The organism is Paramagnetospirillum magnetotacticum MS-1, from assembly GCF_000829825.1.
In the GTDB taxonomy this organism is placed as follows: Bacteria; Pseudomonadota; Alphaproteobacteria; order Rhodospirillales; family Magnetospirillaceae; genus Phaeospirillum; species Phaeospirillum magnetotacticum.
Genome location: NZ_JXSL01000030.1, coordinates 123,861 through 148,522 on the forward strand (window position 1 = coordinate 123,861; position 24,662 = coordinate 148,522).

19 protein-coding genes and 1 tRNA gene are annotated in these 24,662 nt (G+C 63.8%); 12 read left to right on the forward strand and 8 right to left on the reverse strand.

Features of this window, described 5'->3' with window-relative positions:
• Positions 1-53 precede the first annotated feature (53 nt).
• Positions 54-129: transfer RNA gene (locus CCC_RS13195), tRNA-Glu, on the forward strand.
• A gap of 682 nt (positions 130-811) precedes the next feature.
• On the opposite strand, the gene CCC_RS13200 is transcribed toward CCC_RS13195, so the two are convergent.
• On the reverse strand, positions 812-1,114 hold the full coding sequence (locus CCC_RS13200; protein WP_041041810.1) for a hypothetical protein: 303 nt from the start codon (positions 1,112-1,114) through the stop codon (positions 812-814).
• A 2-nt stretch (positions 1,115-1,116) separates the two neighbouring features.
• Complete coding sequence (locus tag CCC_RS13205) at positions 1,117-1,566, reverse strand: DUF5681 domain-containing protein (RefSeq protein WP_041041812.1); 450 nt, start codon at positions 1,564-1,566, stop codon at positions 1,117-1,119.
• A 110-nt stretch (positions 1,567-1,676) separates the two neighbouring features.
• Between CCC_RS13205 and CCC_RS13210 the strand changes: the two genes are divergently transcribed.
• From CCC_RS13210 to CCC_RS21260, 4 genes are read left to right on the forward strand one after another with little or no spacing between them, the layout of a single operon-like run.
• A complete protein-coding gene (locus tag CCC_RS13210) occupies positions 1,677-2,810 on the forward strand; it encodes an HDOD domain-containing protein (protein WP_009870013.1) in 1,134 nt (377 codons plus the stop codon).
• On the forward strand, positions 2,807-3,973 hold the full coding sequence (locus CCC_RS13215; RefSeq protein ID WP_009870012.1) for an HD domain-containing phosphohydrolase: 1,167 nt from the start codon (positions 2,807-2,809) through the stop codon (positions 3,971-3,973). Before CCC_RS13210 ends, CCC_RS13215 begins: the two co-directional genes overlap by 4 nt.
• Before the next feature lie 27 nt (positions 3,974-4,000).
• Positions 4,001-4,837 (forward strand): phosphate/phosphite/phosphonate ABC transporter substrate-binding protein, encoded by an 837-nt coding sequence (locus tag CCC_RS13220; RefSeq protein WP_041041814.1) that lies wholly within the window; start codon positions 4,001-4,003, stop codon positions 4,835-4,837.
• Positions 4,834-6,771, forward strand: a complete 1,938-nt coding sequence (locus CCC_RS21260) for an ATP-binding protein (RefSeq protein ID WP_152619774.1) — start codon at positions 4,834-4,836, stop codon at positions 6,769-6,771. Before CCC_RS13220 ends, CCC_RS21260 begins: the two co-directional genes overlap by 4 nt.
• Before the next feature lie 68 nt (positions 6,772-6,839).
• Here the strand turns inward: CCC_RS21260 and CCC_RS13230 are convergent, their stop codons facing one another.
• Positions 6,840-7,304: a hypothetical protein gene (locus CCC_RS13230; protein ID WP_009870009.1), complete on the reverse strand. Its 465-nt coding sequence runs from the start codon at positions 7,302-7,304 to the stop codon at positions 6,840-6,842.
• Positions 7,305-7,547: 243 nt separating this feature from the next.
• Here CCC_RS13230 and CCC_RS13235 point away from each other — a divergent pair, with 243 nt between their 5' ends.
• Positions 7,548-9,047, forward strand: a complete 1,500-nt coding sequence (locus tag CCC_RS13235) for a DASS family sodium-coupled anion symporter (RefSeq protein ID WP_052473219.1) — start codon at positions 7,548-7,550, stop codon at positions 9,045-9,047.
• Between the two features lie 47 nt (positions 9,048-9,094).
• Here CCC_RS13235 and CCC_RS13240 read toward each other — a convergent pair whose 3' ends face one another.
• Positions 9,095-9,445 carry a zinc ribbon domain-containing protein YjdM gene (locus tag CCC_RS13240; protein ID WP_041041816.1) on the reverse strand — a complete coding sequence of 117 codons (351 nt, stop codon included), beginning with the start codon at positions 9,443-9,445 and terminating at the stop codon, positions 9,095-9,097.
• A gap of 141 nt (positions 9,446-9,586) precedes the next feature.
• On the opposite strand from CCC_RS13240, the gene CCC_RS13245 reads away from it, so the two are divergent.
• From CCC_RS13245 to CCC_RS13260, 4 genes are all read left to right on the forward strand, one after another.
• Positions 9,587-10,699, forward strand: a complete 1,113-nt coding sequence (locus tag CCC_RS13245; RefSeq protein ID WP_160295534.1) for a serine hydrolase domain-containing protein — start codon at positions 9,587-9,589, stop codon at positions 10,697-10,699.
• Between the two features lie 2 nt (positions 10,700-10,701).
• Complete coding sequence (locus tag CCC_RS13250) at positions 10,702-11,799, forward strand: alpha/beta hydrolase family protein (RefSeq protein WP_041041819.1); 1,098 nt, start codon at positions 10,702-10,704, stop codon at positions 11,797-11,799.
• A gap of 47 nt (positions 11,800-11,846) precedes the next feature.
• A complete protein-coding gene (locus tag CCC_RS13255) occupies positions 11,847-12,263 on the forward strand; it encodes a cache domain-containing protein (protein ID WP_009870004.1) in 417 nt (138 codons plus the stop codon).
• A gap of 106 nt (positions 12,264-12,369) precedes the next feature.
• Positions 12,370-15,327 carry a hybrid sensor histidine kinase/response regulator gene (locus CCC_RS13260; RefSeq protein ID WP_052473221.1) on the forward strand — a complete coding sequence of 986 codons (2,958 nt, stop codon included), beginning with the start codon at positions 12,370-12,372 and terminating at the stop codon, positions 15,325-15,327.
• A gap of 5 nt (positions 15,328-15,332) precedes the next feature.
• On the opposite strand, the gene CCC_RS21265 is transcribed toward CCC_RS13260, so the two are convergent.
• Genes CCC_RS21265 through CCC_RS13275 form a run of 3 tightly spaced genes read right to left on the reverse strand, consistent with a single transcriptional unit; the run spans position 15,333 to position 19,649 of the window.
• Positions 15,333-17,051, reverse strand: coding sequence for a SpoIIE family protein phosphatase (locus CCC_RS21265; RefSeq protein ID WP_009869076.1), 1,719 nt, complete (start codon positions 17,049-17,051; stop codon positions 15,333-15,335).
• Between the two features lies 1 nt (position 17,052).
• Positions 17,053-17,358 (reverse strand): STAS domain-containing protein, encoded by a 306-nt coding sequence (locus CCC_RS21270; RefSeq protein WP_009869075.1) that lies wholly within the window; start codon positions 17,356-17,358, stop codon positions 17,053-17,055.
• 26 nt (positions 17,359-17,384) lie between these two features.
• Positions 17,385-19,649: a methyl-accepting chemotaxis protein gene (locus CCC_RS13275; protein ID WP_009869074.1), complete on the reverse strand. Its 2,265-nt coding sequence runs from the start codon at positions 19,647-19,649 to the stop codon at positions 17,385-17,387.
• Between the two features lie 542 nt (positions 19,650-20,191).
• On the opposite strand from CCC_RS13275, the gene CCC_RS13280 reads away from it, so the two are divergent.
• Complete coding sequence (locus tag CCC_RS13280; RefSeq protein WP_009869073.1) at positions 20,192-20,857, forward strand: GntR family transcriptional regulator; 666 nt, start codon at positions 20,192-20,194, stop codon at positions 20,855-20,857.
• On the opposite strand, the gene atzF is transcribed toward CCC_RS13280, so the two are convergent.
• Positions 20,835-22,646 carry an allophanate hydrolase gene (atzF, locus tag CCC_RS13285; protein ID WP_009869072.1) on the reverse strand — a complete coding sequence of 604 codons (1,812 nt, stop codon included), beginning with the start codon at positions 22,644-22,646 and terminating at the stop codon, positions 20,835-20,837. The genes CCC_RS13280 and atzF overlap by 23 nt on opposite strands.
• A 394-nt stretch (positions 22,647-23,040) precedes the next feature.
• On the opposite strand from atzF, the gene CCC_RS13290 reads away from it, so the two are divergent.
• On the forward strand, positions 23,041-24,630 hold the full coding sequence (locus CCC_RS13290) for an ABC transporter substrate-binding protein (protein WP_041041823.1): 1,590 nt from the start codon (positions 23,041-23,043) through the stop codon (positions 24,628-24,630).
• The last annotated feature ends 32 nt before the right edge of the window (positions 24,631-24,662 follow it).

Sequence of the window (24,662 nt, forward strand, 5' to 3'; positions counted from 1 at the left end):
ATGCCTTGATTTCCCCCCCAAGGGCGGTTATCAAATCGCCCTCGCGCCTCGATGTCCCCTTCGTCTAGAGGCCTAGGACACCGCCCTTTCACGGCGGCGACACGGGTTCGAATCCCGTAGGGGACGCCAGCGATTTCAAGCACTTAGCAAGAGCAACAGGGTCAAATAGCCCTTCAGTGTCCAATGCGGGTCCAATATGCCCCCCTGGAAGACGGCGGAATGAGGTGGATTTGCCCGGACAATGAATGCCGAATGGGCAGACATACCGATGCGCGATGGGGCTATCAGCTACCCCGTGTTATGGTCCCACCATGCAACCGCTTCAGCACAATCCGCCAGCCCTGGTACGGGTCATCTTCACGACCATCCGCACCGCCCGCGAGGCTGGCCTAGATCGGCACGGCCAAGAACAGCGAGCGGTAGAAGCTCTCAGGAATGTGCGCCCCGATATCCCCGAGAGAGACGCCATGAACATGGTGTGGCGAGTTCGGCCTGATTGACTGCCCCCCGAGGGGAGGGGACGGCACGCATGGCATAGGTCCGTGGACCGGGGTTTTTGGCGACAACGACCAGATCGCCCGCGCACTGTTAAACTATAGCCGCTAATATGGCGATGACTGCCACGATAAGAGAGAAGCGAGACAGCAGAACTATTAGCTGGGCGAAAATTCCAACTGCACTGACGATGATGGTTTGTGCTGCGTCTATTTTATCGGGCATCCGCCGAGCATAACACAGAGCGAGGTCCGGAGTTAAGCCGCCAGCGCATCTGGGCTGGACGACAACATGAATGTGCTCCAATTCGATTGGCTCACTGCGTCGCATTATGCCACTGCCCCGCCAAATGGCGAAGGTCAGGTAGCGGCTTGTCGTCGTCGAAAACCTCCCTTCCAATAGCAACCAAGGCTAACCACTCTACGACGGTCAGTTCTCGCGCCCCATTCAGCGCGAGCGGATCGTCAACGAGCATGAATGATTTGTCTCTGGCCGCCCCACGACGCGCGGCTTGCTCGCGTGTTTCCCCTGGTTGGCGGTAGACAATAAAACCAACTTCATCGCCCTGAATGGTAGCCTCCAATTTGCTCAGGCGGCGGTCAATGCTACGTGCGGTCATGATTAGGATTCCCTTTCTTCCAGAGCCACCAAGCGGCGTTCAATTTCGTTCGTCTCAATGGTGCGGCGGTATGTCTCAATCACCCCGGCAACCGCCGCCGCCTCGCTGGGGGTGATTTCACCAGACGCCATTGCATCGACCACAACCGCCATTGCTTTGGAGGCATCCTCGGCACCCGCCAGCGACGGCAATTGAACCGAGACGGGTTTGTCTTTGGCCGGTGGTGCCAGCCGTTCCAGGCAAAGCCGCAAGGCGGTCGTGTCGCCCCCTAACGCCAGATCAACGGCCTTTCGGGTCAGGGCATCGGCTTCGCCGTCTAGCAGTTCCAGAACGGCCCTTGTGGCGCGGTTCCGCGTTCCAGGGGACTTGCCCGAAGGGTTGCCCGATTGCCCCGGCAGGAAGGGCTTCCCACGCTGCTTTCGGGCTGCATTTTTAGCGTCGCTCTCACTCATAGCTTTAACTCCCACAGCAGCACTTGGCCGGGCTGCACCGGCTGTCTGTAAATCGTCGTGCGGCTCCCATCAGCAGATCGGAGCGTTACGGCCTGCGCAACGAGTGGACCATGCTGTTCGCGGTTGGAGCCGGGGACGCTCTGACCATTCTCGAAGCCCAGACGATCGACGTGGTGGTCACCGACATGCGCATGCCCGGCATGGATGGGGCGGCCCTGCTTGACCGGGTGAGGATTCTTCAGCCCGAAGCGGCCCGCATCGTGCTGTCGGGATTTTCCGAACGCGAGGCCATTTTCCGCACCGTGGGCCCGGCCCACCAGTACTATGTCAAGCCCTGCCAGCCCCAAATCCTGGTTGAGGCCATCCGCCGCGCGCTCTCCGTCCGCCGTACTCTGCGCAGCCCCGCCTTGCTGGCCCTGGTCTCGGGCGCCACCTCCATCCCGGCCATGCCCAGCGCCATGTCCGCGCTTTTTAGCGAGTTGCAGTCGCCCAACGGGTCGGCGTCCGAGGCGGCGCGGATCATCGCCACCGATGTGGGACTGACGGTCAGTCTTCTCAAATTGACCAATTCCGGATTCTTCTACATCCCCTCCGCCATCACCGACGTGCTGCAGGCGGTGAAGATGCTGGGCTTCGAGATGGTCCGCGCCCTGGCGGTGATGGCCGGGATCTTCGAGGCCTTCCGCTGTGGCGGCGTCGACTGCGACCTGCTGCGGCAATTGGAGCGGCGCAGCCTGCAAATCGGCGCGGTGGCGCGCAAGATCGCCCAAAGCAACGGCCTCGGACAGGCGGCCCTGGACCAGACCCAATGCGCGGGAATGCTGGCCCATGTGGGCTCGCTGCTGCTGTTTTCCAATTGGCCCGGCGTCATGGAGGAATTGCGCCGGGGCCTGGACCGGTCGGGAGGCGGCATCATCGCCGCGGAACGGGCCGCTCTCGGGGCGTCCCACGCCGAATTGGGCGGTGTTCTGCTGGGGTTGTGGGGCTTCACCGATCCGGTGGTCGAGGCCGTGCTGTACCACCATGAACCCAGCCGCTGCGAGTACCATTCCTCGGCGGAGAAATCACCCCTGGTGGCGGTTCATGCCGCCCAGCACCTGATCAAGCCCATCCCCCCCGGCAAGAATCCCATGTCCGCCTGGGCCGAAGGTCTGGACATGGCCTTTCTCGAACGGATCGGCTGTGCGTCTCGCATCAAGGAGTGGGCAGGGATCGCCGAAGCTAGCCGCGAGGAGGACACATGATGCCCGGATTTCCGGAAAAGATCCTGCTGGTCGACGACGAAGCCAATCTGCTGGCGGGCATGCGGCGGCTTCTCGGGCAAAGCTTCAACATCACCACCGCAGAGGGCGGGATAGAGGCCCTGGGACTGGCCCAGAACGAAGGCCCCTTCGCCGTGGTGGTCAGCGATATGCGCATGCCCGGCATGGACGGCATCGAACTGATGCGGAGGTTTCAGGAAGCCTCGCCCGACACCACCCGCATCATGCTGACCGGCAATGCCGATCAGAAGACGGCGGTCGAGGCCATCAATACCGGACAGATCTTCCGCTTCTTCAACAAGCCCTGTTCCATGGCGACCCTGTCGGAAGGGATCATGGCGGGCATCCGGCAATACCGCCTGATCAACGGCGAAAGAGTCCTGCTGGAAGGAACCCTGTCGGGCAGCATCGCCCTGATGGGCGACGTGCTGTCCATGGTGGCGCCGGAGAGTTTTCAACGTTCCTTGCGCCTGCGTGGCTGGTCGTTGCAAGTGGCGGCGGGCATGGGGCTGGACTCCGCCTGGGAACTGGAACTGGCGGCCTCACTGGCCCGTATCGGCGAGATCTCCGTTCCCTTGGAGGTTCTGGCCCGCAGCCGGTCAGGACAGCGCCTCACCCCGGTGGAGGAGGAGATGCTGTCGCGGGTGCCCGAGGCCGGGGCCAATCTCGTGCGCAAGATCCCCCGCATGGCACCCGTGGCCGACGCCATCCTTCATCAGGACAAGTGGTTCAATGGGCAGGGCCTGCCCCATGACGGCAAGGCGGGCCAGGACATTCCCCTCAACGCCCGTGTCTTGCATGTCCTGCTGGCCCTGGATGAAGCCGGTTCGGGCGAACTGAGCCGCAATGCCTTCGCTGCCCTGGAGAAAATGCAGGGGCGCTTCGACCCGGCGGTGCTGACCGCCGCCGCCCGCAGCCTGAGCGCCATGACGGTGGACGAAGCCGCCTTTACCCGGCTGGACGTGCCCGGTTCGGCGCTGCGCCCCGGCGACCATCTCGAGACCAGCCTGGAACTGGACAACGGCAAACTGGTGCTGGCCGCGGGACAGACCATCACGGATGCCCTGTTCGTCCGCCTGCAGAACCTGCACAAGATGTACAAATTCCGCGATCCCGTGCGCATCCGCCGCGCTGGCCGGCTATAAGCCCGTAACATGAGGGAGAGCCGACCCATGGATCGGATATTTGCAAGGATCATCCTGGCGATGCTGGCCCTGTTGGGCTGGAATTGGCGGGCGGAAGCGGACGAACCGACCGTTTACACCCTGGCGGTGGTGCCGCAATTCGATTTGCGGCGAATCGAGGCGGTCTGGCGCCCCATCCTCGACCACCTGCAAACAACCACCGGGGCCCGGTTCATCCTGGTGACCGAGACCGCCATCCCGGTCTTCGAGAAGGGGCTGAACGTCGGTGCCTACGACTTCGCCTATATGAACCCCTACCACTACGTGGTCGCCCATCAGCGGCAGGGCTATCAAGCCCTGGTCCGCGACGTGGAGGCGAAACTCTCGGGCATCGTGGTGGTGCGCAAGGATTCGGCACTGACCGATGTGCGGATGCTCGATGGCCGCAAGGTGGCGTTTCCCGCTCCCAATGCCATGGGCGCCGCCCTCATTCCCCGCGCCGAATTCGCCCGAAAGCTAGGGATCAAGATCACCGAACTCTATGTCAAATCCCACGATTCGGCCTATCTCAACGTCCTGCTCGGCCAGGCCGATGCAGCCGGGGGAATTCGGGCGACATTCGAACAGCAAAGGCCCGAAATCCGTGACGGCCTGAAAATCGTATACGAGACCGAACGCTATACCCCCCACCCTCTGGCGGCCCATCCCCGTGTTCCGGCCGACATGGCGGCCAAGGTCCAGCAGTCCCTGATCGCCCTGGGGGCGACGGCCCAGGGGGACGCCTTGCTGGCGGGAATTCCCATCAAGACCATCGGCCCCGCCCATAACGACGAATACGATACCCTGCGCAACCTCGGTCTGGAGGCGTTTTACGTCGAACAATGAGCATCCGAACAAAACTCCTCGTCCCTCTGCTGTTGCTGGCGGCTTGCGTTTTGGCCGCCTTGCACTTCGTCGCCTTCGACACGCTGAAAAGGACTCTGCTGACCGAGCGGATCAACGGCGAACAGCGGGCCCTCGGCCTGCTGGCCCTGGCCATCGCGCCCGATATGCAGGCCAGCGACCTTGCCAAAATCCACGAGACCATGGTCGAGGCCGAAGGACACCATCCCTGGTGGCGGTCCTTGGTCTTGGCCACCCCGATGGGGCTTCGCCTTTACCCCCTGCTTCCGTCAGAGTCCGAGCCAGCAAATTTGTTACGGCTGTCCGCCCAGGTCAGCGCCGCGGGCCGCCCGTTGGGCGAACTGGGCGTGGAGGTCGACCTGGACACCCTGGTGGCTCCGGCCCTGGCGGTAGTCTATCGCTTGGAACTGGCGGTCATACTGATCCTGATCCTGGGGACCCTGGCGGTGGTGACGGTCCAGACCCGCACGGTGATATCCCCCCTAAGGCGTTTGGCCGAGGCCAGCGAACTCCTGTCCAGGGGACGCTACGACGTGGTCCTGCCGCTTCCCTCGGCCGACGAGGTCGGCAATCTGGTCCGCGCTTTCGAGTCCATGCGCAACGCGGTGGCGCACCGTGAAGCCGCCCTGACCGAAAGCGAGGGGCGCTTCCGCGATCTGGCCGAATCGGCATCGGACTGGTTCTGGGAGACCGATACCGATTACCGCCTGACCTTCGTGTCCGACCGCATCGGCGCCATCCTCGGCGTCAAGCCTTCGGCCATTCTCGGCTACACCTATTTTGACGTGGGCCTGTCGGATTACGATACGGATCTGGCCCGCACCCATGCCGAGGATCTGGCCGCGCATCGCCCGTTCCGCGACCTGCTCTTCCATATCGGACCCGCGGACGCCAAGGACGAGAAGATCGTCCGCATCAGCGGCATGCCCTTCTACGACGAGAACGGTCTGTTCATCGGCTATCGCGGCATCGGCGCGGACGTGACCCGCGAGGCGCGGGCGGAAGAGCGCGCCCGCCAGGCCCAACTGGAACTGGCCAACCAGCACGCCCAGTTGGAACGGCTGGTGGAGGAACGCACCGAAGCGCTGAAACAGGCCCAGGTCGAGACGCTTCAGGCGTCGCGCATGGCCAGCGTCGGCCAGTTGGCGGCGGGCATCGCCCACGAGATCAATACGCCGATCCAGTATATCGGCGACAATCTCGCCTTCATCAAATCGGCCGCCGAGACGGTGGTTCCCCTGCTGGGCGAGGCGCGCAGCCTGGCTAAAAATATCGCCTCGGGCGGCGATAGCGCCGATCAGGGCCGAGCCTTTCTCGACCGTTACGACGCGGCGGGCCTGGACTTTCTCATCGAGGAAACACCACAGGCCGTGGCCCAATCCCTGGAAGGCGTGGCCCAGGTGGCGCGCATCGTCTTGTCCATGAAGGAATTCTCCCATCCGGGCACCACCCAGAAATCGGCGGTCGATATCAACCACGCGCTGGACACCACCCTGGTGGTCTGCCGCAATACCTGGAAACATGTGGCTGGTGTAGAGACCCGATTCGATTCGGCCCTGCCCCTGGTCAACTGCCACCCGGGCGAGATGAATCAGGTCTTCTTGAACCTGATCGTCAACGCCGCCCACGCCATCGAGAGTTCGGGCAAGCCGCGGCCGGGAACTATCTCCGTCGAGACCCGGTTATCCGGTGACTGGGCCGAAATCCGCATCTCGGACACCGGCACCGGCATTTCCGACGACATCGCCCCTCACATCTTCGATCCGTTCTTCACCACCAAGGAGGTGGGAAAAGGGACCGGCCAGGGACTGGCCATCTGCTATGACGTGGTGGTCAACAAACATGGCGGCCAGATTCTGGTCGGCGGCACCCCTGGAGAGGGCGCCGTCTTCACGGTCAGGATTCCCGTGGCATGATGTGGCGCAGACTTTGCCGGGCCGGAATGGCCTTTGGCCGGGCTTGAGGACGACCGGACAACGTCTCCTCATCCCCCTTCGCTCTTCCCCCGGAGACCGGGCAGCTTGCCGCCGCCGGTCAGGACAACAGCGGCCACGCCGCCGAGGTCGAGGCAAAGGGCGATGATGGAAATTCCATAATTCCCATGCCTGAACTGGTAGAGGTCATCGACGAGGACGTTTCCCGCCACGACGACCAGGATGCCCGAAGCCGCCAGCCCGATCCAGCTCACCTCGGCACGGGCCAGCGGGACGATACGGAGAACCGCATCGACGATCTTCGCTCCCAGAATATGGGCCGCCACCAGACCCGCGGGGGTCAGGAAAATGAACGCCCCGGCGATCAAGAGGCTGTCCAGGGCCCCGGTCGAATTCGGGCCGCCCCCCGACATGACGCCGAGATAGAGCACCAAGAGCAGGCTGAGCGGCGACACGATCAGATTCAGCTTCCAAAAGCCTCTTCCCAGGACAGCCAGCGGAACCGTATCCATCATTTTCAGGTCGTCCTCGCCCGCCCAGTCACGGCAGCAAGCTTAGGGGCAGGCCGGAAGAGGAAAAAGAGAATTCAGGCCCGCGTCAAACCCTGGCTGCGCCCCCCCCTTCCCATGGATGTCGCCTTTCGCATACCCCCCATTTCCCGTTTGGAACCATTCCCGTAAAGGCGGATAGTTGATTACCCGCAATTGACTTGTGGGTATGGGGCGTCTTTGGGTCATCCTTATCCGGGGGACAAACTCATGGCAGAGAAAAAAGCACTCAGTCCTTTCGAGGGCGTGTCAGGACGGACCGAGATATTGGGGCTTGGCGTGGCATTGGCCGCCCTGGTCGGGATCATCCTGCTGCCCCTGCCCGACGGTTTGCAGGCGGCGGGACTGCGCATGTTGGCCATCATGGTCTTCGCCGTCATCATCTGGATGACCGAGGCCGTTCCCTATGCGGTCAGCGCCGCCGTGATCGTCTCGTTGATCGCCCTGGCCCTGGGACTAGGGCCAGCCCTGGGCGACCCCACCAAGCTGATGGGGTCGAGCAAGGCGCTGGGCATGGCTCTGTCGGGCTTTTCCAACACGGCCTTCGCCCTGGTGGCGGGCGCCATGTTCATCTCGGCAGCCATGATGATCACCGGATTGGACAAGCGCATCGCCCTGGTGATCCTGTCGCGCCTGGGAGCGCGTACCGGCCGGGTCCTGGCTGGCGTGATCTTCACCGGCTTCGCGCTCAGCTTCCTGGTGCCATCCACGACCGCCCGCGTGTCGTGCATGGTTCCCATCGTCATGGGCATCATCGTGGCCTTCGGGGTGGACAAGCGCTCGCGCTTCGCCGCCGTGCTGATGATCGCCACGGCCCAGGCCGATTCCTTGTGGAATGTGGGCATCAAGACGGCCGCCGCGCAGAACATGATCGCCGTGACCTTCATCGAGAAGCAACTGCACTACACCATCAGCTGGCTGGAATGGTTCATCGCGGCGGCCCCCTTCTCGGCCGTCATGTCGGTCATTTTGTATTTTGTGCTGATGAAGCTGTTGCCGCCCGAAGTGGATGAGATCGAGGGCGGCAAGGCGACCATCGCCGCCAAGCTGGCCGAACTGGGCCCCATGAGTACGGGCGAGAAAAAGCTTCTGAGCATTTCGCTGATCCTGCTCGGCTTTTGGACCACCGAGAAGGTGCTGCATAATTTCGACACCTCGACCACCACCATGGTGGCCATCACCCTGATGCTGGTTCCGCGCATCGGGGTCATGGACTGGAAAGACGCCCAGGCCCGCATCGGCTGGGGAACCCTGATCCTGTTCGGCGTGGGGATCAGCCTGGGTCAGTGTCTGCTCGATACCGGCGCCGCCGCCTGGATGGCCAAATACATCGTGGCCACGTTCGGGATGGAGAACTTCCCCGCACTTGGCATCATCGCCGTGCTGGCCCTGTTCCTGATCATCGTGCATCTGGGATTCGCCAGCGCCACCGGCCTGGCGGCGGCCATGATCCCCATCATCATCTCGGTCCTGCAAAGCATCAAGACGCCGGGAATCAACGTGGTGGGGCTGACCATGATCGCCCAATACGTGGTGAGCTTCGGCTTCATCCTGCCGGTGAACGCGCCTCAGAACATGGTGGTTTATTGTACGGAAACATTCGAGTCGAAGGACTTTATCCGTACCGGCATTCCCATCACGATCATCGCCTACATCATGATTTTGGTGATGAGCGCCACCTATTGGCGGTGGCTGGGCCTCACGGGATAGAGCCCTTGAGGAACGGGGCGGCCGGGGCCGCCCCGTTCCGGCCTGGCTCAGGCCTTCTTCACGAATTCCGACTTCAGGTTCATGGCGCCGATGCCGTCGATCTTGCACGAGATATTGTGGCCGTCGGTGGCATCCACCAGGCGGATGCCCTTGACCTTGGTTCCGCCCTTGACCACCAGGGACGAGCCCTTGACCTTCAGATCCTTGATCACCGTGACGCTGTCGCCATCGCTGAGCAGATTGCCGTTGGCGTCGCGCACACCGGATTCGTCGGCCCCGGACGATCCATCGGCGGTCTCGGGATTCCATTCATGGGCGCAGTCGGGGCAAACCCACAGGCTGCCATCGTGATAGACGTTCTCGGAACTACATTCGGGGCACTTCAAACCACTATTCATTGCTGAGTTCTCCAATTTCGGCGGCATCCTAATGCACCCGCGGCCCGAAAGTCACCATCTGCAGAGGATGACAAGCCCCGGTCCGGCTGCTACCGTCCTGGAATTGTTGAAATTTACCGTATGGCCGGACGGAAGGGGATCATGAGCCTGTTGCGCATGGCTTTGGCGGTGTGGCTGTTCTGGGGAACGGCGCCCGCCTGTGCGGCCCCCCTGGACGCGACCTTGGCCGAGGTCGCCGCGCGCTTTCACTTACCTGGCGCCGTCCTGCTGGTCTCGGGTCCTCAAGGGATCGAGATCGCCACCAACGGCATGGCCGATCTGGCGACGCGCCGTCCCGTAACCGAGGCGACGCGCTTTCATGTGGCCTCGGTGGGCAAGATTCTGACGGCGGTGGCCACCATGCAATTGGTGGAGGAAGGGCGGCTGTCCCTCACCGCCCCCGTCCGTCCCTTTCTCGACGCTCAGGAGGCCCAGCGCCTGACCCATGTGGAGGACGCCGATATTGCGGCGCTGCTGTCCCACACATCCGGCATTCCCGACTGCCTGCGCAACGGCCCCTTTTCCCTGCCCGAGCATCCGTCCATGACCTGGACCGCATCGGAGGCCCTGCGGATGGGCCGCTGCCGCGCCGCCACCCAACCGGGGCAGTTCGCCTATTCCAACTCCAATTACATTCTCCTGGGCTATATCCTGGAAAAGCAGGATGGGGGCGATCTGGCCGAGATCTTAGGGCGGCGCATTCTCACCCCTCTCGGCATGTCCGACAGCGCCGTCAAGGTCGACACATCCGACCCGCTGCTGGCCCACGGCCATCGCCGAAAGCCGGAGGAGACCGCCCATCGCCCTGCCGGGCTGGTGGCGTGGTCGTCGCGGCTGGGCGACGCCCCCCTGACCACCACCGCCCGCGATCTGGAACGGCTGATGGCCAGCCTGTTCCGCCCAAAGCCCCCCCGCGTGCTGCCCGACCGCATGGTGGCCGCCATGAGTATGGAGCGGGGCCGCAGCGACGGCGAAGGTTATGGTCTGGGGCTGCAGGTGATCGACACGGATCTGGGATATCGCTACGGCCATAGCGGCCGCTTCGGCGGATTCGCCGCCGAGGCCTGGTACTATCCCGAACAGGACCGCATCGTCATCCTGCTGGCCAATGGCGACGAGTTTTCCGAGCACGATCCCATGGATCTGATCGAGGAACGTCTGTTCGCCGCTGCCGAAGCATCCGCATTGCCGAAGAGCACCACTGAAAGGCCGTGATCATGGGTCGTTTGCTCTGCCTGCTTTCCCTCCTCCTGCTGTTTTCCCTTCCCGCCCAGGCGACCGGGCTGATCGAGGAGGACACCACCATCCAGGCGACCTTCAACGGCGAGGTCCTGGGATTGGAAGCCCTGGTGGTCCGGCCCGATGACGGCCGCAAGCATCCCCTGGTGGTACTCAGCCACGGAGCCCCGCGCAAGCCCGCCGACCGCGAGGGCATGCGGGCCCGCAACAACATCGCCAATGCCCGTGAATTCGCCCGGCGCGGATGGGTGGTGGTGGCGGTGATGCGCCGCGGCTATGGCGAATCCCAGGGTGAATACGCGGAAAGCTCGGGCCCTTGCGACAACCCTGATTATGTGAAATCCGGCCGCATCGCCGCCGAGGATATCCGCCAGACCATCCTTCAGATGGCCAAACGGCCCTATGTGGACGGGTCCAAGGTGGTGGCGGTGGGTCAGTCGGCGGGCGGATTCTCCACGGTGGCCCTGACCGCCGATCCGCCGCCCGGCCTGGTGGCGGCCATCAGCTTTGCCGGCGGGCGCGGCTCCAACAAGCCCGACAGCGTCTGCACTGAATCCCGTCTTGTGGATGCCTTCCGGACCTTTGGCCGCACATCACGCATTCCCATGATGTGGGTCTATACCCGGAACGACCATTTCTTCGGCCCATCCCTGTCGCTGCGTTTCCACACGGCGTTCACCGAAGCGGGCGGACAGGCGCAATTCGTCGGCGCCCCCGATTTCGGCACCGACGGCCACTTCCTGTTTTCCGCCAGTGGCGCGCCCCTGTGGACGCCCTATGTGGAGACCTTTCTGGCCAGCCGGGGGCTGACCCAGTTCGAGCGTCCCCTGCCGCCCCGCGACACCTCCGCCATCACCTATCCCAAGGGGCTTACGGAAAACGGCCGCGACGCCTTCGTCAAATATCTGGATGGGGCGACTCACAAGGCCTTCGTCATGTCGTCTTCGGGCGCGTTCGGCTGGCGAACCGGCCGCAAGGATGCCGATCAGGCGGTGGAGGAAGCCACCGAATTCTGCGCCGCTCACAGCAAAAAGCCGTGCTACGCCGTCATGATCGATAACGACATGGTGCAGTGATGAGGCTAATACGCCTTGCGGCGGCCCTTTGCCTCGGCGCTGTCATTGTGACGGCACCGGCCTGGGCCCAGACCTGCACCCAAGAGGTGGGGCGCCGTGCCGTTCAACGGGCCGTCGAGACCATCAGCCGCCTGGGCGTGGAGGCGGCGAAAGGCGTCCTCGAGGCCCGTGACGGCGGCTTCTCCTGCGGTCCCTATACCGTCACCGTCATGGATTATAAGGGAAAATGGCTGATCGCCCCCGACAGCCGTGACCTGGAAGGCCGCAACGTGGCGTCGTTCAACGATGGCGCCGCCACCAATTTCATGATGGGCCTCATCTCGGCGGCAAGACAGACGCATGGAGAAATACAAACCATGCTGACCACGGATTCCGGGCCCGACGGCCCGGTGCACAAGGCCCTGTACTGTGCCGATATTCCGCGCCGCTCCGTCGTGGTCTATGGCGCCTTCATCTTGAAATGATCCAGGACCACTTCGCAAATTCATTAACATTGGTCTGGAAATCGGTTCATAGGGTGATGCTATATGGTCATGATCCAATCATAATGGGCTATGCGTTAGGTCACAGATGAACCCTGGTTCCGAAACCAACTCCACATCCGGCAAGAAAGCCGGCCAGCTTGTGCTGGTCGTCGGGGGGGTGTTCATCGCGTTGCTGCTGGCCGTGACGGCGGCGACGGTCTATGTGCAGCGCCAGCAAAGCATCGGCGAATGGCGGGCCAATCTGTCCAATCTGTCGCGCCTGCTGGCCGAGCATGCCCGCCAAACCATCAACGCCGCCGATCTGGTGCAGAAGTCCATCGCCGACCGTGTCTTGGAACTGGGCATCGAGTCCGAGGACGATCTGCGCCGCATGCTGGGCAGCCGGGCCACCTTCGACGCCCTGAGAGACAAGGTCAGCGGCGTCCCCCAGATCGACGTGGCCACGGTGGTGGCGAACAATGGCGATGTGGTGAACTTCACCCGGTCCTATCCGCCGCCCCCCATCAATCTGGCGGACCGCGACTATTTCAAGGCCCATTTCGCCGACCCGGACCTCAAGTTCTTTCTCAGCCTTCCCGCGAAGAATCGGGGAACCGGGCGGTGGACCTTCTACCTCACCCGCAAGATCAAGAACAGCAAGGGCCACACCATCGGCCTCGTGCTGACCGGAATCGAAAGCTCGTTCCTCAGCGAATACTACAGAGCCGTCAATTTCAGCGACTTCAGCGCCATCTCGCTCTATCGCGATGACGGCGGCCTGCTGGCCCGCATGCCCGAGCGCGAGGAAGCCATGGGCAAGGTGCTGTCCCAGCCCGGCATCCAGGCCTTGAAGGACGGCGTCGAGACCTTCATCACCGACGAGCCCCGACTGGTGGACCAGGCCGACCGGCGCCTGCGCATCGTCGCCCCCAGGTCCGTCGCGGGCTATCCCCTGGCGGTGATCGTGACGGCCACCGAGGAACTGATTCTGGCCGATTGGCGGCGCAAGGCCCTGCTGCTGGGGGGCGGCGCGGGCGGTCTGTCCCTCCTTCTTCTGGGACTGACCCTGTGGATCGCGCGCCTGCTGGACAACCGCGAGGCGGCCATGGACACCGCCCGGCAGGCCCAGAAGGTGGCAGAGCGCGCCAACCGGGCAAAAGCCGCCTTCCTGGCCACGATGAGCCACGAAATCCGCACCCCCATGAATGGGGTCATCGGCATGACCGGCCTGCTGCTGGATACCAAACTGGACGAGGAGCAGCGCCACTTCTCGACCACCATCAGAGATTCCGCCGAGTCGTTGCTGACCGTCATCAACGATATCCTCGATTTCTCCAAGCTGGAGGCGGGCAAGCTCGACCTGGAAAGCACCGATTTCGATCTGACCTCCCTGGTCGAAAGCGTCGTCGACATCCTGGCGCCCCGCGCCCATGCCAAGAGCATCGAGATCGCCAGCCTGATCGACCCCGACCTGCCCACCTGGCTGCGCGGCGACCCCGGACGGCTGCGCCAGATCCTGATGAACCTGGCCGGAAACGCCATCAAATTCACCACCAAGGGCGGCATCGCCATCGAGGTCGGGGGCGAGGACGGGCCATCGGGCCGCAAGCTGGTGCGCTTCGATGTCAGAGACACCGGCATCGGGATCCCCGAGGATGCCATTGGCCGCCTGTTCTCCATGTTCATGCAGGTGGACGCCTCCACCGCCCGGCGCTATGGCGGGACCGGATTGGGACTGGCCATCAGCAAGAGGCTGACCGAGATGATGGGCGGAACCATCGGCGTGGAAAGCACGCCCGGTGTCGGAAGCCTGTTCACCTTCTCCCTCCCCTTCGAGGTGGTCGAAGGGGCTCCGGCCAGCCGTCCGTGCCTGGAAGGACGGCGGGTCCTGGTGGTCGATGACAGCCCCATCAACCGCGATGTGCTGGAGCGGCAGTTGCGGGGCTTTGGCATTCATGCCGTATCCTGCCCCGACGCCACCTCCGCCCTGGAGGAGATCCGCCGGGCGGCGGCGACGCAAGAGCCATGGGAAGCGGCCATTCTCGATGCCCGCATGCCTGGGATTTCGGGAATGGATCTGGCTGGGCTGATCCGCAACGAGCCTGCTTTAGGCGGCCTCAAACTGGTCATCGCCTCGTCCCAAGGCCTTGCCGCCGGTGACAGTCCGGCCAGTGCCGATGCCTTCATCCACAAGCCGCTGCGCCGCCAGACCATCCTGGGCATTCTGGCCCGCGTCTTGGGGATCGCCCATGACGCCGCCTTGCCCGACAGCGCGGAATCCGAACCGGCCGCTCCCCAGCAGACCGGGGTGCGCCTCAGAATCCTGGTGGCCGAGGACAATCCGGTCAATCAGCAGGTGGCCGTGGGATTGCTGCGCAAACTGGGCCATTCGGTGGACGTGGCCGCCGATGGCGCCGAAGCCGTCGAGGCGGTGCGCGCACGGCCTTATGATCTGGTGCTGATGGACGTGCAGATGCCCGAGATGGACGGCTTGCAGGCCACCAATGCCATTCGCGCCTTGAGCGGTCCGCCGTCGCGGATTCCCATCGTGGCCATGACCGCCAACGCCATGCGCGGCGACGACAAGATGTGCCTGGATGCAGGCATGGACTCCTATATCAGCAAACCCATTGACCGGCAGAAGCTTATGGACGTCTTGGCGCATTATTCCGGCACGCTTCCCGCCGCTTCTTCCGCCCCTTCCGAGACACCGACGCAGCCCGCCGTGGATATCGCCGTCCTTGACCTGCTGACCGAGGATCTCGGCGTCGAGACCGTGGTGGAAATCCTGGCCAAGTTCTTCGAGGACGCCACGAGCCGCAAGGCCAATTGCCTTGCCGCCCTGACCCAAGACGATCGCGACGTGGTGCGGCGCGAGGCCCACGCCGTCAAGGGCGCCGCCTCCAGCCTGGGGCTGAGCGCCGTCCGTCAGGCGGCCGAAACGGTGGAAGCCGCGGTCCGCGCCCAGGCCCCCCTGGCCGAACCCGTGGCGGCATTGGCCGCGGTAATCGAGCGGATTCCCGCCCTTCTGGCCGGTTCCGCTTACGCCCTGCCCACGGACTGAACCTCTCACGGCCCCGGATAAAAGCAGCAAACCGCCGTCAGGTCGTCGCGGATGGCGGGGGGTTGGTCTGATCGCGCCAAGATGGCGTTCACCAGCGAGGAGGCATCGGGCGGACAGGTCCCCGTGCCCGCCGCCTCGGCCAGGCCGAGGCTTACTCCCGAACAGCCGATGGGCCTGCCGTCGGCCAGCCGGGCTTCGGAAAGCGCGTCCGAATGGAGGAACAGCAGGGCGCCGGGCGGAACATCCATGACCCGATTGCCATAAACGGCGTCGCCGCTGACGCCCAAGGGCAGGCCCCTGCCGTCGCCGTCCCAGGTCCGGCGGCTGGACGGATCCACGGCCAGGGGTTTGGGAAAGGCCGCCGCGGCATAGGTGAACCGGGCGTTTCGCTTGTCCAGAACGCCGTAGACCATGGTGCAGTAATGACCCGTCGGCATGATGCGCGACAATTTGCCGTTCAGCCGTGTCAGGAACTTGCCCGGATCGTCCCAATCCTCGTCCTGATGCCGGATAAGGGTATCGAGACGAAAAGTGTCCAAGGCCGCCGCCACCCCATGCCCCGAACAATCAGCCAGATAGAGGACAACGCGATTCTCATCGAGCGCGGCAGCGCCCCAGATATCGCCCCCGATCTCGCCCGACGGCTGGAACAGACCGCTGACGTGGAATCCCGTTCGCTGTCTGATGTCGGCCAGGACCGCCTCAGACGGCAACAGGCTGGTCTGCATGGCGCGGGCCCGGGCCAGATCGTCCGAGGAAGCCGTATCCTTGTCCTGGGTCACCGCCTCGGGCCCCGCCGCAATGCCCCCCGGCGCCAATACGGTGCAAACCACTTCATTGCCCCGGCCCACATAGACCACATCGTCGAAATACAGATGCCGCGCCATGGCGATGCCCCGTCCGTGGGACGAAAAGGCGCGGGCCGGATCGATGTCCAGATATTTGCGCCAGTCGAACCCGTCGCCTTGGTCGCGGATGGTAAAGCGGATCCGTCCCTCCAGCCTTTCCACCTCCACCGTAACCTGGCGCTCGGCATATGGCGGCAGGGCCATACGGCGGGCGATCTCGGCGTCGCGCCCCCCTTCGCTTAGCAGGCGAGATTTTTCCGCGTAGTCGATGCCCAGATTGCCATGCTCGACCGCGTTGCAGAACATCTCCGACAGACCAATCACCAGACTGCGGCTGCCAGCGCAGCAACGGGCCAAAGCCACCGCCAGCATGTTGCCTTCATCCAGGCTGCGGAAGCTAAATACACCACGCTCCATCAGGGTCATGGCCGAGGTCTGGCGGTCGAGATCGCCTTGAAGCCGACGCAGCGCCTCATACTCCCGCACCGCCTGGGCCACCACCGACATCAGAACCTGAAGGTTCAAGGGCTTGGCCAGATAGTAGGACACACCGGCCTTGATGCCCTTGACCACGTCTTCGGGTTCGGCATAGGCGGTCTGCATCACCACCGGCAGGTCGCGGAGCCGCTCATCCGCCTTGATCTTGACCAGAAGCTCCATCCCGCTCATGCGCGGCATGCGCCAATCCAGCAGAATCAGATCAAACCCCGCCGGATCGGCAACGAGAATTTCCCAGCCTGCTTGACCGTCCTCCGCGCTGACCCAGGCATAGCCGCCATGGTCCAATGCGGTTTCCAGCAAAAGGCGGTTCAGCCGCTCGTCCTCGACGATCAGAATCCGGGTCTGGCCCCTGGATACGGCCGGGGCATCTGCCATGTCAGGGGTCGATGGTAAAGAGGGTGTCGAAGCAGGCCAGGGCCAAGAGATCCTTCACATCGCCTCGCGGCTTGGACAGGCGGATCTGAACTCCGGCCTTGCCCGCCCGGTCCCGCATGGTCAGCAGCATGCCCAGACCGGCCGAATCCATGTAGTCCAGGCGTTCCAGATCAACGCAGACCGTCTTGACGCCCCCGGCCAGAAGTTGGGGAATCACCGTCTCCATGACCGCCCGATCGGCATCGGTCAACTGGTCGCGCAGCACCAGAACACGTTGGCCGCCGGCATCGGAAAGCTCGTATTTCATCGTTGAAGCCCCTCAAGAAAAACCAATCAGGATGCCGCGCGCACACGGCTGCCGAGGAACGCGTCCAATTGCTCGGACTGGCTCTCGTCCAACTCAAAATGAGCATGGGTATTGTGATCGGTCAACGCCACGACCACACCGCTCCAGGTCCCGAGTTTGGGGATCTCGGCCGTGAATTCGGTCCCGCGCGGAACGTCTAGGACACGGTCCAGGATACCGGCGCCGATGCGGGCGATATCTTGCAACAGGCAAGGAACGGTCTGGCCATTGAGGGTCAGAACCACCGCCAGATTGACGGTGTGGCGTTCGGTGTTGCGGCGGTTGGCGTCGGAATTGGCGTGGATGATGCCGTCGATGGAGCTCTTCATGGTGTGAATGCTCCCCTGCATGGATTGCGAGGATTGATGCACCTCGGCCGAGCAGCGCCCCGATTCCTCGATGGCATTGGCCACCGTGGCGATCTCGCTCGCCGCCTCCTGGGTTCCCCGCGCCGCCGACTGGGCCGAGCGGGCGATTTCGTGGGTGGCGGCCGATTGTTCCTCCACCGCCGCGGCGATGGAGGAACTGATCTCGTTGATGCGCCCGATCGTGCTGCCGATTCCCTGGATGGCCCCCACCGCCTCGCTGGTCGCTTGCTGGATGGAGGAAATCTGTTGGCTGATCTCCTCGGTGGCACGGCCGGTCTGGTTGGCGAGGTTCTTGACCTCGTTGGCCACCACGGCAAACCCTTTTCCCGCCTCACCGGCGCGGGCCGCCTCGATGGTGGCGTTAAGCGCCAGCAGATTGGTCTGAGACGCGATATCGGTGATCAGATTGACCACGGCTCCCACATTGCGGGCCGCCTCGGCCAAGCCCTGGATGATGTGGTCGACCTTGTCGGCCTCGGCCTCGGCCTCGCCCGCCACCTGGCTGGAAGTCGCCACCTGGCGGCTGATCTCCTGAACCGATGCCGACAGTTCCTCGGCGGCGGCGGCGACGGCGTCGACGCTGGAATTGGCGGCCTCGGCCGCCCCGGCGGCGCTTTGCGAGCCGTGGCGGCATTCCTCCACCAGTCCCGACATGGTGTTGGTGGTGTTGTTCATGGTCTCGGCCTCGTCCACCACCACACTGATGGCAGCGCTCACCTGCTCCTCAATGGCCGAGGTCAGGGCCAGCATCTGGCTTTGCAGCTTGCGGCGGTTGCGACGCTCCTCGGCGGTCTGGCGCGAGGCCAGTTGCCGCGCCTTCAAGGCGGTCTCGCGGAACACCTCGACCGCCTCGGCCATCTTGCCGATTTCATCGCGGCGCCCCAGGCCGGGAATGGTGACGGTAAGATCGCCTCCGGCCATGCGCGAAGTCACATCGGTCATGGCGTTGATGGGGGTATAGACCGATCGGGCGATAAGGGTGCCGATGACCAGCATGGCGGCAAAGCCGACCAGCATGACTGTGGTCTGGGTCTGGGTAGCCCTTTGGTCGATGCGCTGGGACTCCTCCCTGGCCGCCACCATGTCCTTGTGTGCATCGGCGACCAGGGACTGGATGGCAGGCTGGACGGCGGCGTAGGTGTCGCTCAGCGTCTGGATATTGGCCTGGACGACCATCAGCCCATCGGCGACGGCCTTAAAGTCCCGCTGATAGCGCCCCAGCAGATCGAGAATGACGGACCGTTCCTGCGCTCCGATCTCGGCACTGGCCAAAGCCTTCTGGAACTCGGCGACCCTCTGGTCCAGTTCTTTCACATATTTCGTGTCGATGCGGGCGAGAAAATCCTTCTCGTGGCGACGCATCATCAGCATCAGGACGGTCAGGCGCAGATCGTCATGAGCCTTGAGCGCCGTCTCGATATCGTGGACCGAACTGCGCAGCCCTCCGGTCAGTCCGTCCTTTTCCGTCAGGCCGACCCGGACCATGCCGTCCGAAACCGCCCGGAAGGCCTCGGCATAGGACGCGATCCCCTTGCGGATGGGCTCGGCCCGCGGCCGGCGCGAATCGCCATCGCCCATGGCCTTGACCGTGGCATCCAAGGCGGCCCCGGCCTCACGCATGAGCCCGGCATGCTCGGCCACGTATTTGGCGTCCTTGCGCAGCAGGAAATCCTTTTCCCGACGCCGCGCCGCGGCCAAGGCCTTGTCCAGCGCCTCCGCCTGATCGCCCACAGCCTCCTCCTTGGCGGCGATGGCGCCGGCCCCATCCGACGCGGCCTGCCCCACGAGAAGAACACTCAGCAATATCAGCAACACCAGACCCGCCAGGGCGACCAGCGAGCCGATCTGAACCTTGAGCGAAAACCGCGATAGGATTTGCTGCATGAAACAACACCCAGTCAGAACGAGGAGGAGCAGAGCGGAAGGGGAATCCTAGAATAGACATATTATTATTATGAGAATTTTTTTGCACCTCATTGTTACCGCGCAGGAACAACCACGGGGCCCGATCCGAAATCGGGACAGCCGCACAAGCACCATCCCGAGAGGCATGGCGAAGCTGACTACAACTGTGGTGATTTCTAGTAAGAGATTGGCTAGGGGAGTAGGAATCACGCGATCCTATCGCCAAGCCCTTGAAACCGCTGGACGCGGTCACCGTCCGATTTCGAGGGTGGCGCAGTCTGGGGCGGCGGGTCCAGCCCGCTGACGCACTTCGCCATGTGGAGTTGGATGGCAAGTTATTGACGGTTGGGTTCCTTGCCCCGCGAACGAACAATGGATATGGTCAAACCTTAAAGTGGACATACCGCGAGGGGATTGCTTCAACGGCCGTGCATGCAATGCATCGGCAAATTTCGTTGCCGCCCGCAGGGCGCCTCCCGATAATAGCGGCACATGCATACAGGCCCCCACGGAATGCGCCCATGAACCGCCCCACCAACAAGGGTACCCGCACAGAAGATCTGCGCCGTCAGTTGGCGGACGAGATTCTGGATGGACGGCTGGCGCCGGGCCTTCACCTGGACGAACAGGAACTGGCCGCGCGCTTTGGTGTCTCCCGGACCCCGGTGCGGGAAGCCTTACGCCTGTTGGCTTCCACCGGGCTGGTTCAGGAACGCCCGCGCAAAGGCGCAGTGGTGGCGGTCATCACCCAGGAACGCATGGCCGAAATGTTCGAGACCATGGGCGAGATCGAGGCGGCCTGCGCCCGCTTTTGCGCCCTGCGGATGAGCGAGGACGAGAAGCGCGCGCTAGCCGAGCTCCATTCCGGCGCCGCCACGCTGGTGGCGGATGCCGATCCCGGTCTCTACGACCAGTTCAACACCGAATTCCATTCGGCGCTTTATGCCGGTTGCCACAACGGCTTCCTGGAGGAGACCGCCCGGGCCATGCGCCAGCGGCTGAGGCCCTTCCGCCGCGCCCAGTTCCGCATGACCGGGCGGGTCGAGCATTCCTGGGCCGAGCACGATGCCGTGGTCCGCGCCATCCTGCGAGGCGATGGAGAAACCGCCTACCACACCATGCGCGCCCACGTATCGGCGGTGGGCGACGCCTCGGCCGATCTGCTCAACCGCCTTCCGAGGCGATAAAGGCCCGCCAGCCGCCGAAGGCCGAGATCTCCCTCGCCCCTTGGACTGCGCAGGCCTCGCACAGAAAGCCGCTGACCGTGCGCCCGTCGTCCAGATCCACCTGACCGATCCCCAAAGGCGCCGGAATGGTGGCGACGAACCGACCGAACGCGTCCGGCGTCATCTCCCAGATTTCGCCCTCGATGGAGGCACCTGCCCCATCCGCGAGACGCACCAATCCCGGGCGCCGAGGCGTGCCGGGCAGGGCGTAGAACCCATAGACCGGGGCGGTCCGGCAGCTTTCCACCAGCCTGCCTCCCAGGCCGGTCAACTGCCCGTTCAGGGGCTGGCCGCTCAGATGCCCACCCACAACCAGCATCCGCGCCAGCCCGCCGCGGCCATATTCCATGGGACGGGCGGGAGGCGGCAGCCGGGTGCTGCCCATGGGCAGGCCCGACTGCCGATGCAGGGCGCTGGCCGCATCGGCCGCCATGGCCTCGGCGAAGGCGGGGGCCATCAGGGTGACGCCACAGGGCAGGCCATCCGGCCGCATGGCCGAAGGAATGGCGATGGCGCACAGGTCCAGCAGGTTCACGAAGTTGGTGTAGGCCCCGAGATTGGTGTTGGTGGCCACGGGATCGGCCATCACCTGATCGATGGTGTAGATGGTGCCGCTGGTGGGCAGCAGCATCAGGTCCATCAGGGTCCACTGCGCCGCGGCCTTGGCCCGCAATTCCTCCAGACGGTAGGTGGCGCGGAAGGCGTCCACGGCACTCTTCTGGACTCCGCCCATAATGATACCACGCGTCACATCCAGGGCGGCGGATGGATGGGCGGCGATGAAGTCGCCCACCGCCGCCGTGCGCTCGGCCACCCAGGGGCCGGAATAGAGCAGATCGGCCACCTCGGCGAAGGGGGCGAAATCGATCTCGACCACCTGCCAGCCCAGGTCGCGCGCCCGCCCGACCGCCTGGACATAGCTCTGCTGCGCCGCGTCGTCGCCGAAGAACCGCAACTGGCCGGAGGCCGGCACCCCCATGCGCCGCCCCCTGGCCGGGGCAGGTGGCATCACCGGAGCATGGCGGCTGAAAGCGTCGCCGGGATCGTATCCGGCCAGCACCTCCAGGACGCTCATGCTGTCCTCCACGGTCAGGGTGAAGACCGAGACGCAATCCAGCGAGCGGCAGGCCGGAACCACGCCGCGGGCACTGACCAGCCCCTTGGTGGGCTTCAGGCCGACGATGTTGTTGAAGCCCGCTGGCACCCGCCCCGAGCCAGCGGTGTCGGTGCCCAGCGAAAAGGACACAAGGCCAGCGGACACCGCCACCGCCGAACCCGAACTGGACCCGCCGGGAATGTAGTCGGCATTAAAGGGGTTGCGGGCCACGCCGTAGGGCGATCGCACCCCCACCAGGCCGGTGGCGAACTGGTCCATGTTGGTCTTTCCCACCAGGATCGCTCCGGCGGTCAGTAGGCGGCGAACGGTCTCGGCATCGGCTTCGGCCGTGTATGCATAATCGGGACAGCCAGCGGTGGTGGGCATTCCGCCCACATCGATATTGTCCTTCACCGCGAACGGAATGCCGTACAGAGGCAGTTCCGCGCGCCGGGCCTCTGGAACCGCCTCTAGTTCGACCGCGCGCCGCAGCAGGCTCGCCTCATCGCTCTTGGCGATCCATACCTTATCGTCACCGGCGGCCTTGATCCGCGCCAGGACCTGCGCCACCACCTGGGATGGGGTGAAGGACCCCGACGCATAGCCGGCGGCAAGGGAGGCGAAATCCAGGCTGGAAGAGAGCGACAGGGTCATGGCAGCGATCCTTCGGCGGAAGTTGTGCATGCACGCATGCATGCAAATAGCGCGCCGAACCCCAAAATCCACGCCTTCAGCACGACTGACCGCCACATATGCATGCATTAGCTGGATTATTGATCATTTTCGCACATTTTTTAATCACATCCTGGCTTTTGGTTATTTTTGATGCGCTTGAGCCCCCCTCCCTCGGCCGTCCACACGAAAAATCGTCAAGGAGCAGCTTAGTTTATAGGCAGGGGGCTAGCTAGCCCCACCCCATTCCGACGGACGCAAAACCACCGTTTTCCAAAGAATAAATCAGGATATCGCTGCTGGCACGGAGATTGCCTCTACCTTGCATACATGCAGGCGGCCCGCCGCCCCGATCTGATCCGCGAGGAGGGAGTTCATGAACGCTTTGCTGCGCACCACAGGACTGGCAATGGCCTTGGCACTTTGCTCCGTGCCCGCCATGGCACAAAGCCGGGACGAGTCCCTCCTTGTCGTCGTGGAATCCGGGACGAACAGCCTGGACATCCATGCGGTCGGCGCCAATCCCGCCAGCTACGGCGTCACCTGGAACATCTATGACCGTCTGCTGACCTACGGGACCAAGACCCTGGCCGACGGCACGCTGTCCTACGACTATTCCAACATCAAGCCCGAACTGGCCGAGAGCTGGGCCTTCACCGCCGATGACGAGATTACCTTCAAGCTGCGCAAGGACGCCAAGTTCCACGACGGCACCCCGATCACCGCCAAGGACGTGAAGTGGTCCTTCGACCGCATGGTGGCGGTGGGCGGCTTTCCCACCTTCCAGATGAAGGCGGGGTCGCTGGAAAAGGCCGAACAGTTCACCGCCCTGGACGACCACACCTTCAAGATCAAGCTGCTGCGCAAGGACAAGCTGACCGTGCCGGATCTGGGCGTGCCGGTTCCCATCGTGCTGAACTCCGAACTGGTCAAGAAGCACACCACCGAAAAGGATCCCTGGGGCCTGGAGTGGAGCAAGAACAATGACGCCGGCGGCGGCGCCTACAGGGTGGAAAGCTGGAAGCCGGGAGAGCAGTTGGTGCTGGTCCGCTTCGACGAATGGAAGAGCGGCCCCCTGCCCAAGATGAAAAAGATCGTCATCCGCGACGTCCCCTCGTCAGGCAATCGCCGCGCCCTGGTGGAGCGGGGCGACGTGGACCTGTCCTTCGATCTGCCGCCCAAGGATGCCCAGGAACTGGCCAAGGGCGGCAAGGTCAAGGTGGCGGGCGCCCCCATCGAGAACTCGCTGTGGTATGCGGGCATGGGGGTCAAGCAGCCGCCCTTCGACAACGTCAAGGTCCGTCAGGCGGTGGCCTATGCCTTGCCCTACCAGAAGATCATGGATGCCGTGGTCTACGGCCGCGCCATTCCCATGTTCGGCGGCCCCGCCCAGCCGTCCAAGGCCGCGTGGCCGCAGCCCTCGCCCTATAACACCGATATCGCCAAGGCCAAGAAGCTGCTGGCCGAGGCCGGTTTCCCCAACGGCTTCGAGACGGTCATCCACATCAACCAGGGCGTCGCCAGCCTGTCCGAGCCCATGGCTACCCTGACCCAGGAATCCCTGGCCCAGATCGGCATCAAGGCCACCATCAACAAGGTGCCGGGCGCCAATTGGCGGGCCGCCATGCTGAAGAAGGACATGCCGATGTTCATCGACACCTTCGCTGGCTGGCTGAACTATCCCGACTACTACTTCTTCTGGGGCTATCACGGGCAGAACGCGGTGTTCAACGTGATGAGCTACCAGAATCCCGAGATGGACAAGCTGATCGACGCCTCGCGCTTTGAAACCGATCGCGCCAAGTACGAGGAGCAGGTGAAGGGCGTCGTCAAGATCGCCTGGGACGACGTGCCGCGCGCGCCGCTGTTCCAGTACTACCTGGACGCCGCCATGGGCAAGAAGGTCCAGGGCTACACCTACTGGTTCCATCGGGCCATCGACTTCCGGTCCATTTCCAAGAATTGATTGCCCTAACCGAGGCGGCCCAATGGCCGCCT

Coding starts and splice junctions, on each gene's coding strand:
- CCC_RS13200 (WP_041041810.1), bottom strand. CDS start 1,114: ATGACCGCACGTAGCATTGACCGCCGCCTGAGCAAATTGGAGGCTACC.
- CCC_RS13205 (WP_041041812.1), bottom strand. CDS start 1,566: ATGAGTGAGAGCGACGCTAAAAATGCAGCCCGAAAGCAGCGTGGGAAG.
- CCC_RS13210 (WP_009870013.1), top strand. CDS start 1,677: ATGCTGTTCGCGGTTGGAGCCGGGGACGCTCTGACCATTCTCGAAGCC.
- CCC_RS13215 (WP_009870012.1), top strand. CDS start 2,807: ATGATGCCCGGATTTCCGGAAAAGATCCTGCTGGTCGACGACGAAGCC.
- CCC_RS13220 (WP_041041814.1), top strand. CDS start 4,001: ATGGATCGGATATTTGCAAGGATCATCCTGGCGATGCTGGCCCTGTTG.
- CCC_RS21260 (WP_152619774.1), top strand. CDS start 4,834: ATGAGCATCCGAACAAAACTCCTCGTCCCTCTGCTGTTGCTGGCGGCT.
- CCC_RS13230 (WP_009870009.1), bottom strand. CDS start 7,304: ATGATGGATACGGTTCCGCTGGCTGTCCTGGGAAGAGGCTTTTGGAAG.
- CCC_RS13235 (WP_052473219.1), top strand. CDS start 7,548: ATGGCAGAGAAAAAAGCACTCAGTCCTTTCGAGGGCGTGTCAGGACGG.
- CCC_RS13240 (WP_041041816.1), bottom strand. CDS start 9,445: ATGAATAGTGGTTTGAAGTGCCCCGAATGTAGTTCCGAGAACGTCTAT.
- CCC_RS13245 (WP_160295534.1), top strand. CDS start 9,587: ATGAGCCTGTTGCGCATGGCTTTGGCGGTGTGGCTGTTCTGGGGAACG.
- CCC_RS13250 (WP_041041819.1), top strand. CDS start 10,702: ATGGGTCGTTTGCTCTGCCTGCTTTCCCTCCTCCTGCTGTTTTCCCTT.
- CCC_RS13260 (WP_052473221.1), top strand. CDS start 12,370: ATGAACCCTGGTTCCGAAACCAACTCCACATCCGGCAAGAAAGCCGGC.
- CCC_RS21265 (WP_009869076.1), bottom strand. CDS start 17,051: ATGGCAGATGCCCCGGCCGTATCCAGGGGCCAGACCCGGATTCTGATC.
- CCC_RS21270 (WP_009869075.1), bottom strand. CDS start 17,358: ATGAAATACGAGCTTTCCGATGCCGGCGGCCAACGTGTTCTGGTGCTG.
- CCC_RS13275 (WP_009869074.1), bottom strand. CDS start 19,649: ATGCAGCAAATCCTATCGCGGTTTTCGCTCAAGGTTCAGATCGGCTCG.
- CCC_RS13280 (WP_009869073.1), top strand. CDS start 20,192: ATGAACCGCCCCACCAACAAGGGTACCCGCACAGAAGATCTGCGCCGT.
- atzF (WP_009869072.1), bottom strand. CDS start 22,646: ATGACCCTGTCGCTCTCTTCCAGCCTGGATTTCGCCTCCCTTGCCGCC.
- CCC_RS13290 (WP_041041823.1), top strand. CDS start 23,041: ATGAACGCTTTGCTGCGCACCACAGGACTGGCAATGGCCTTGGCACTT.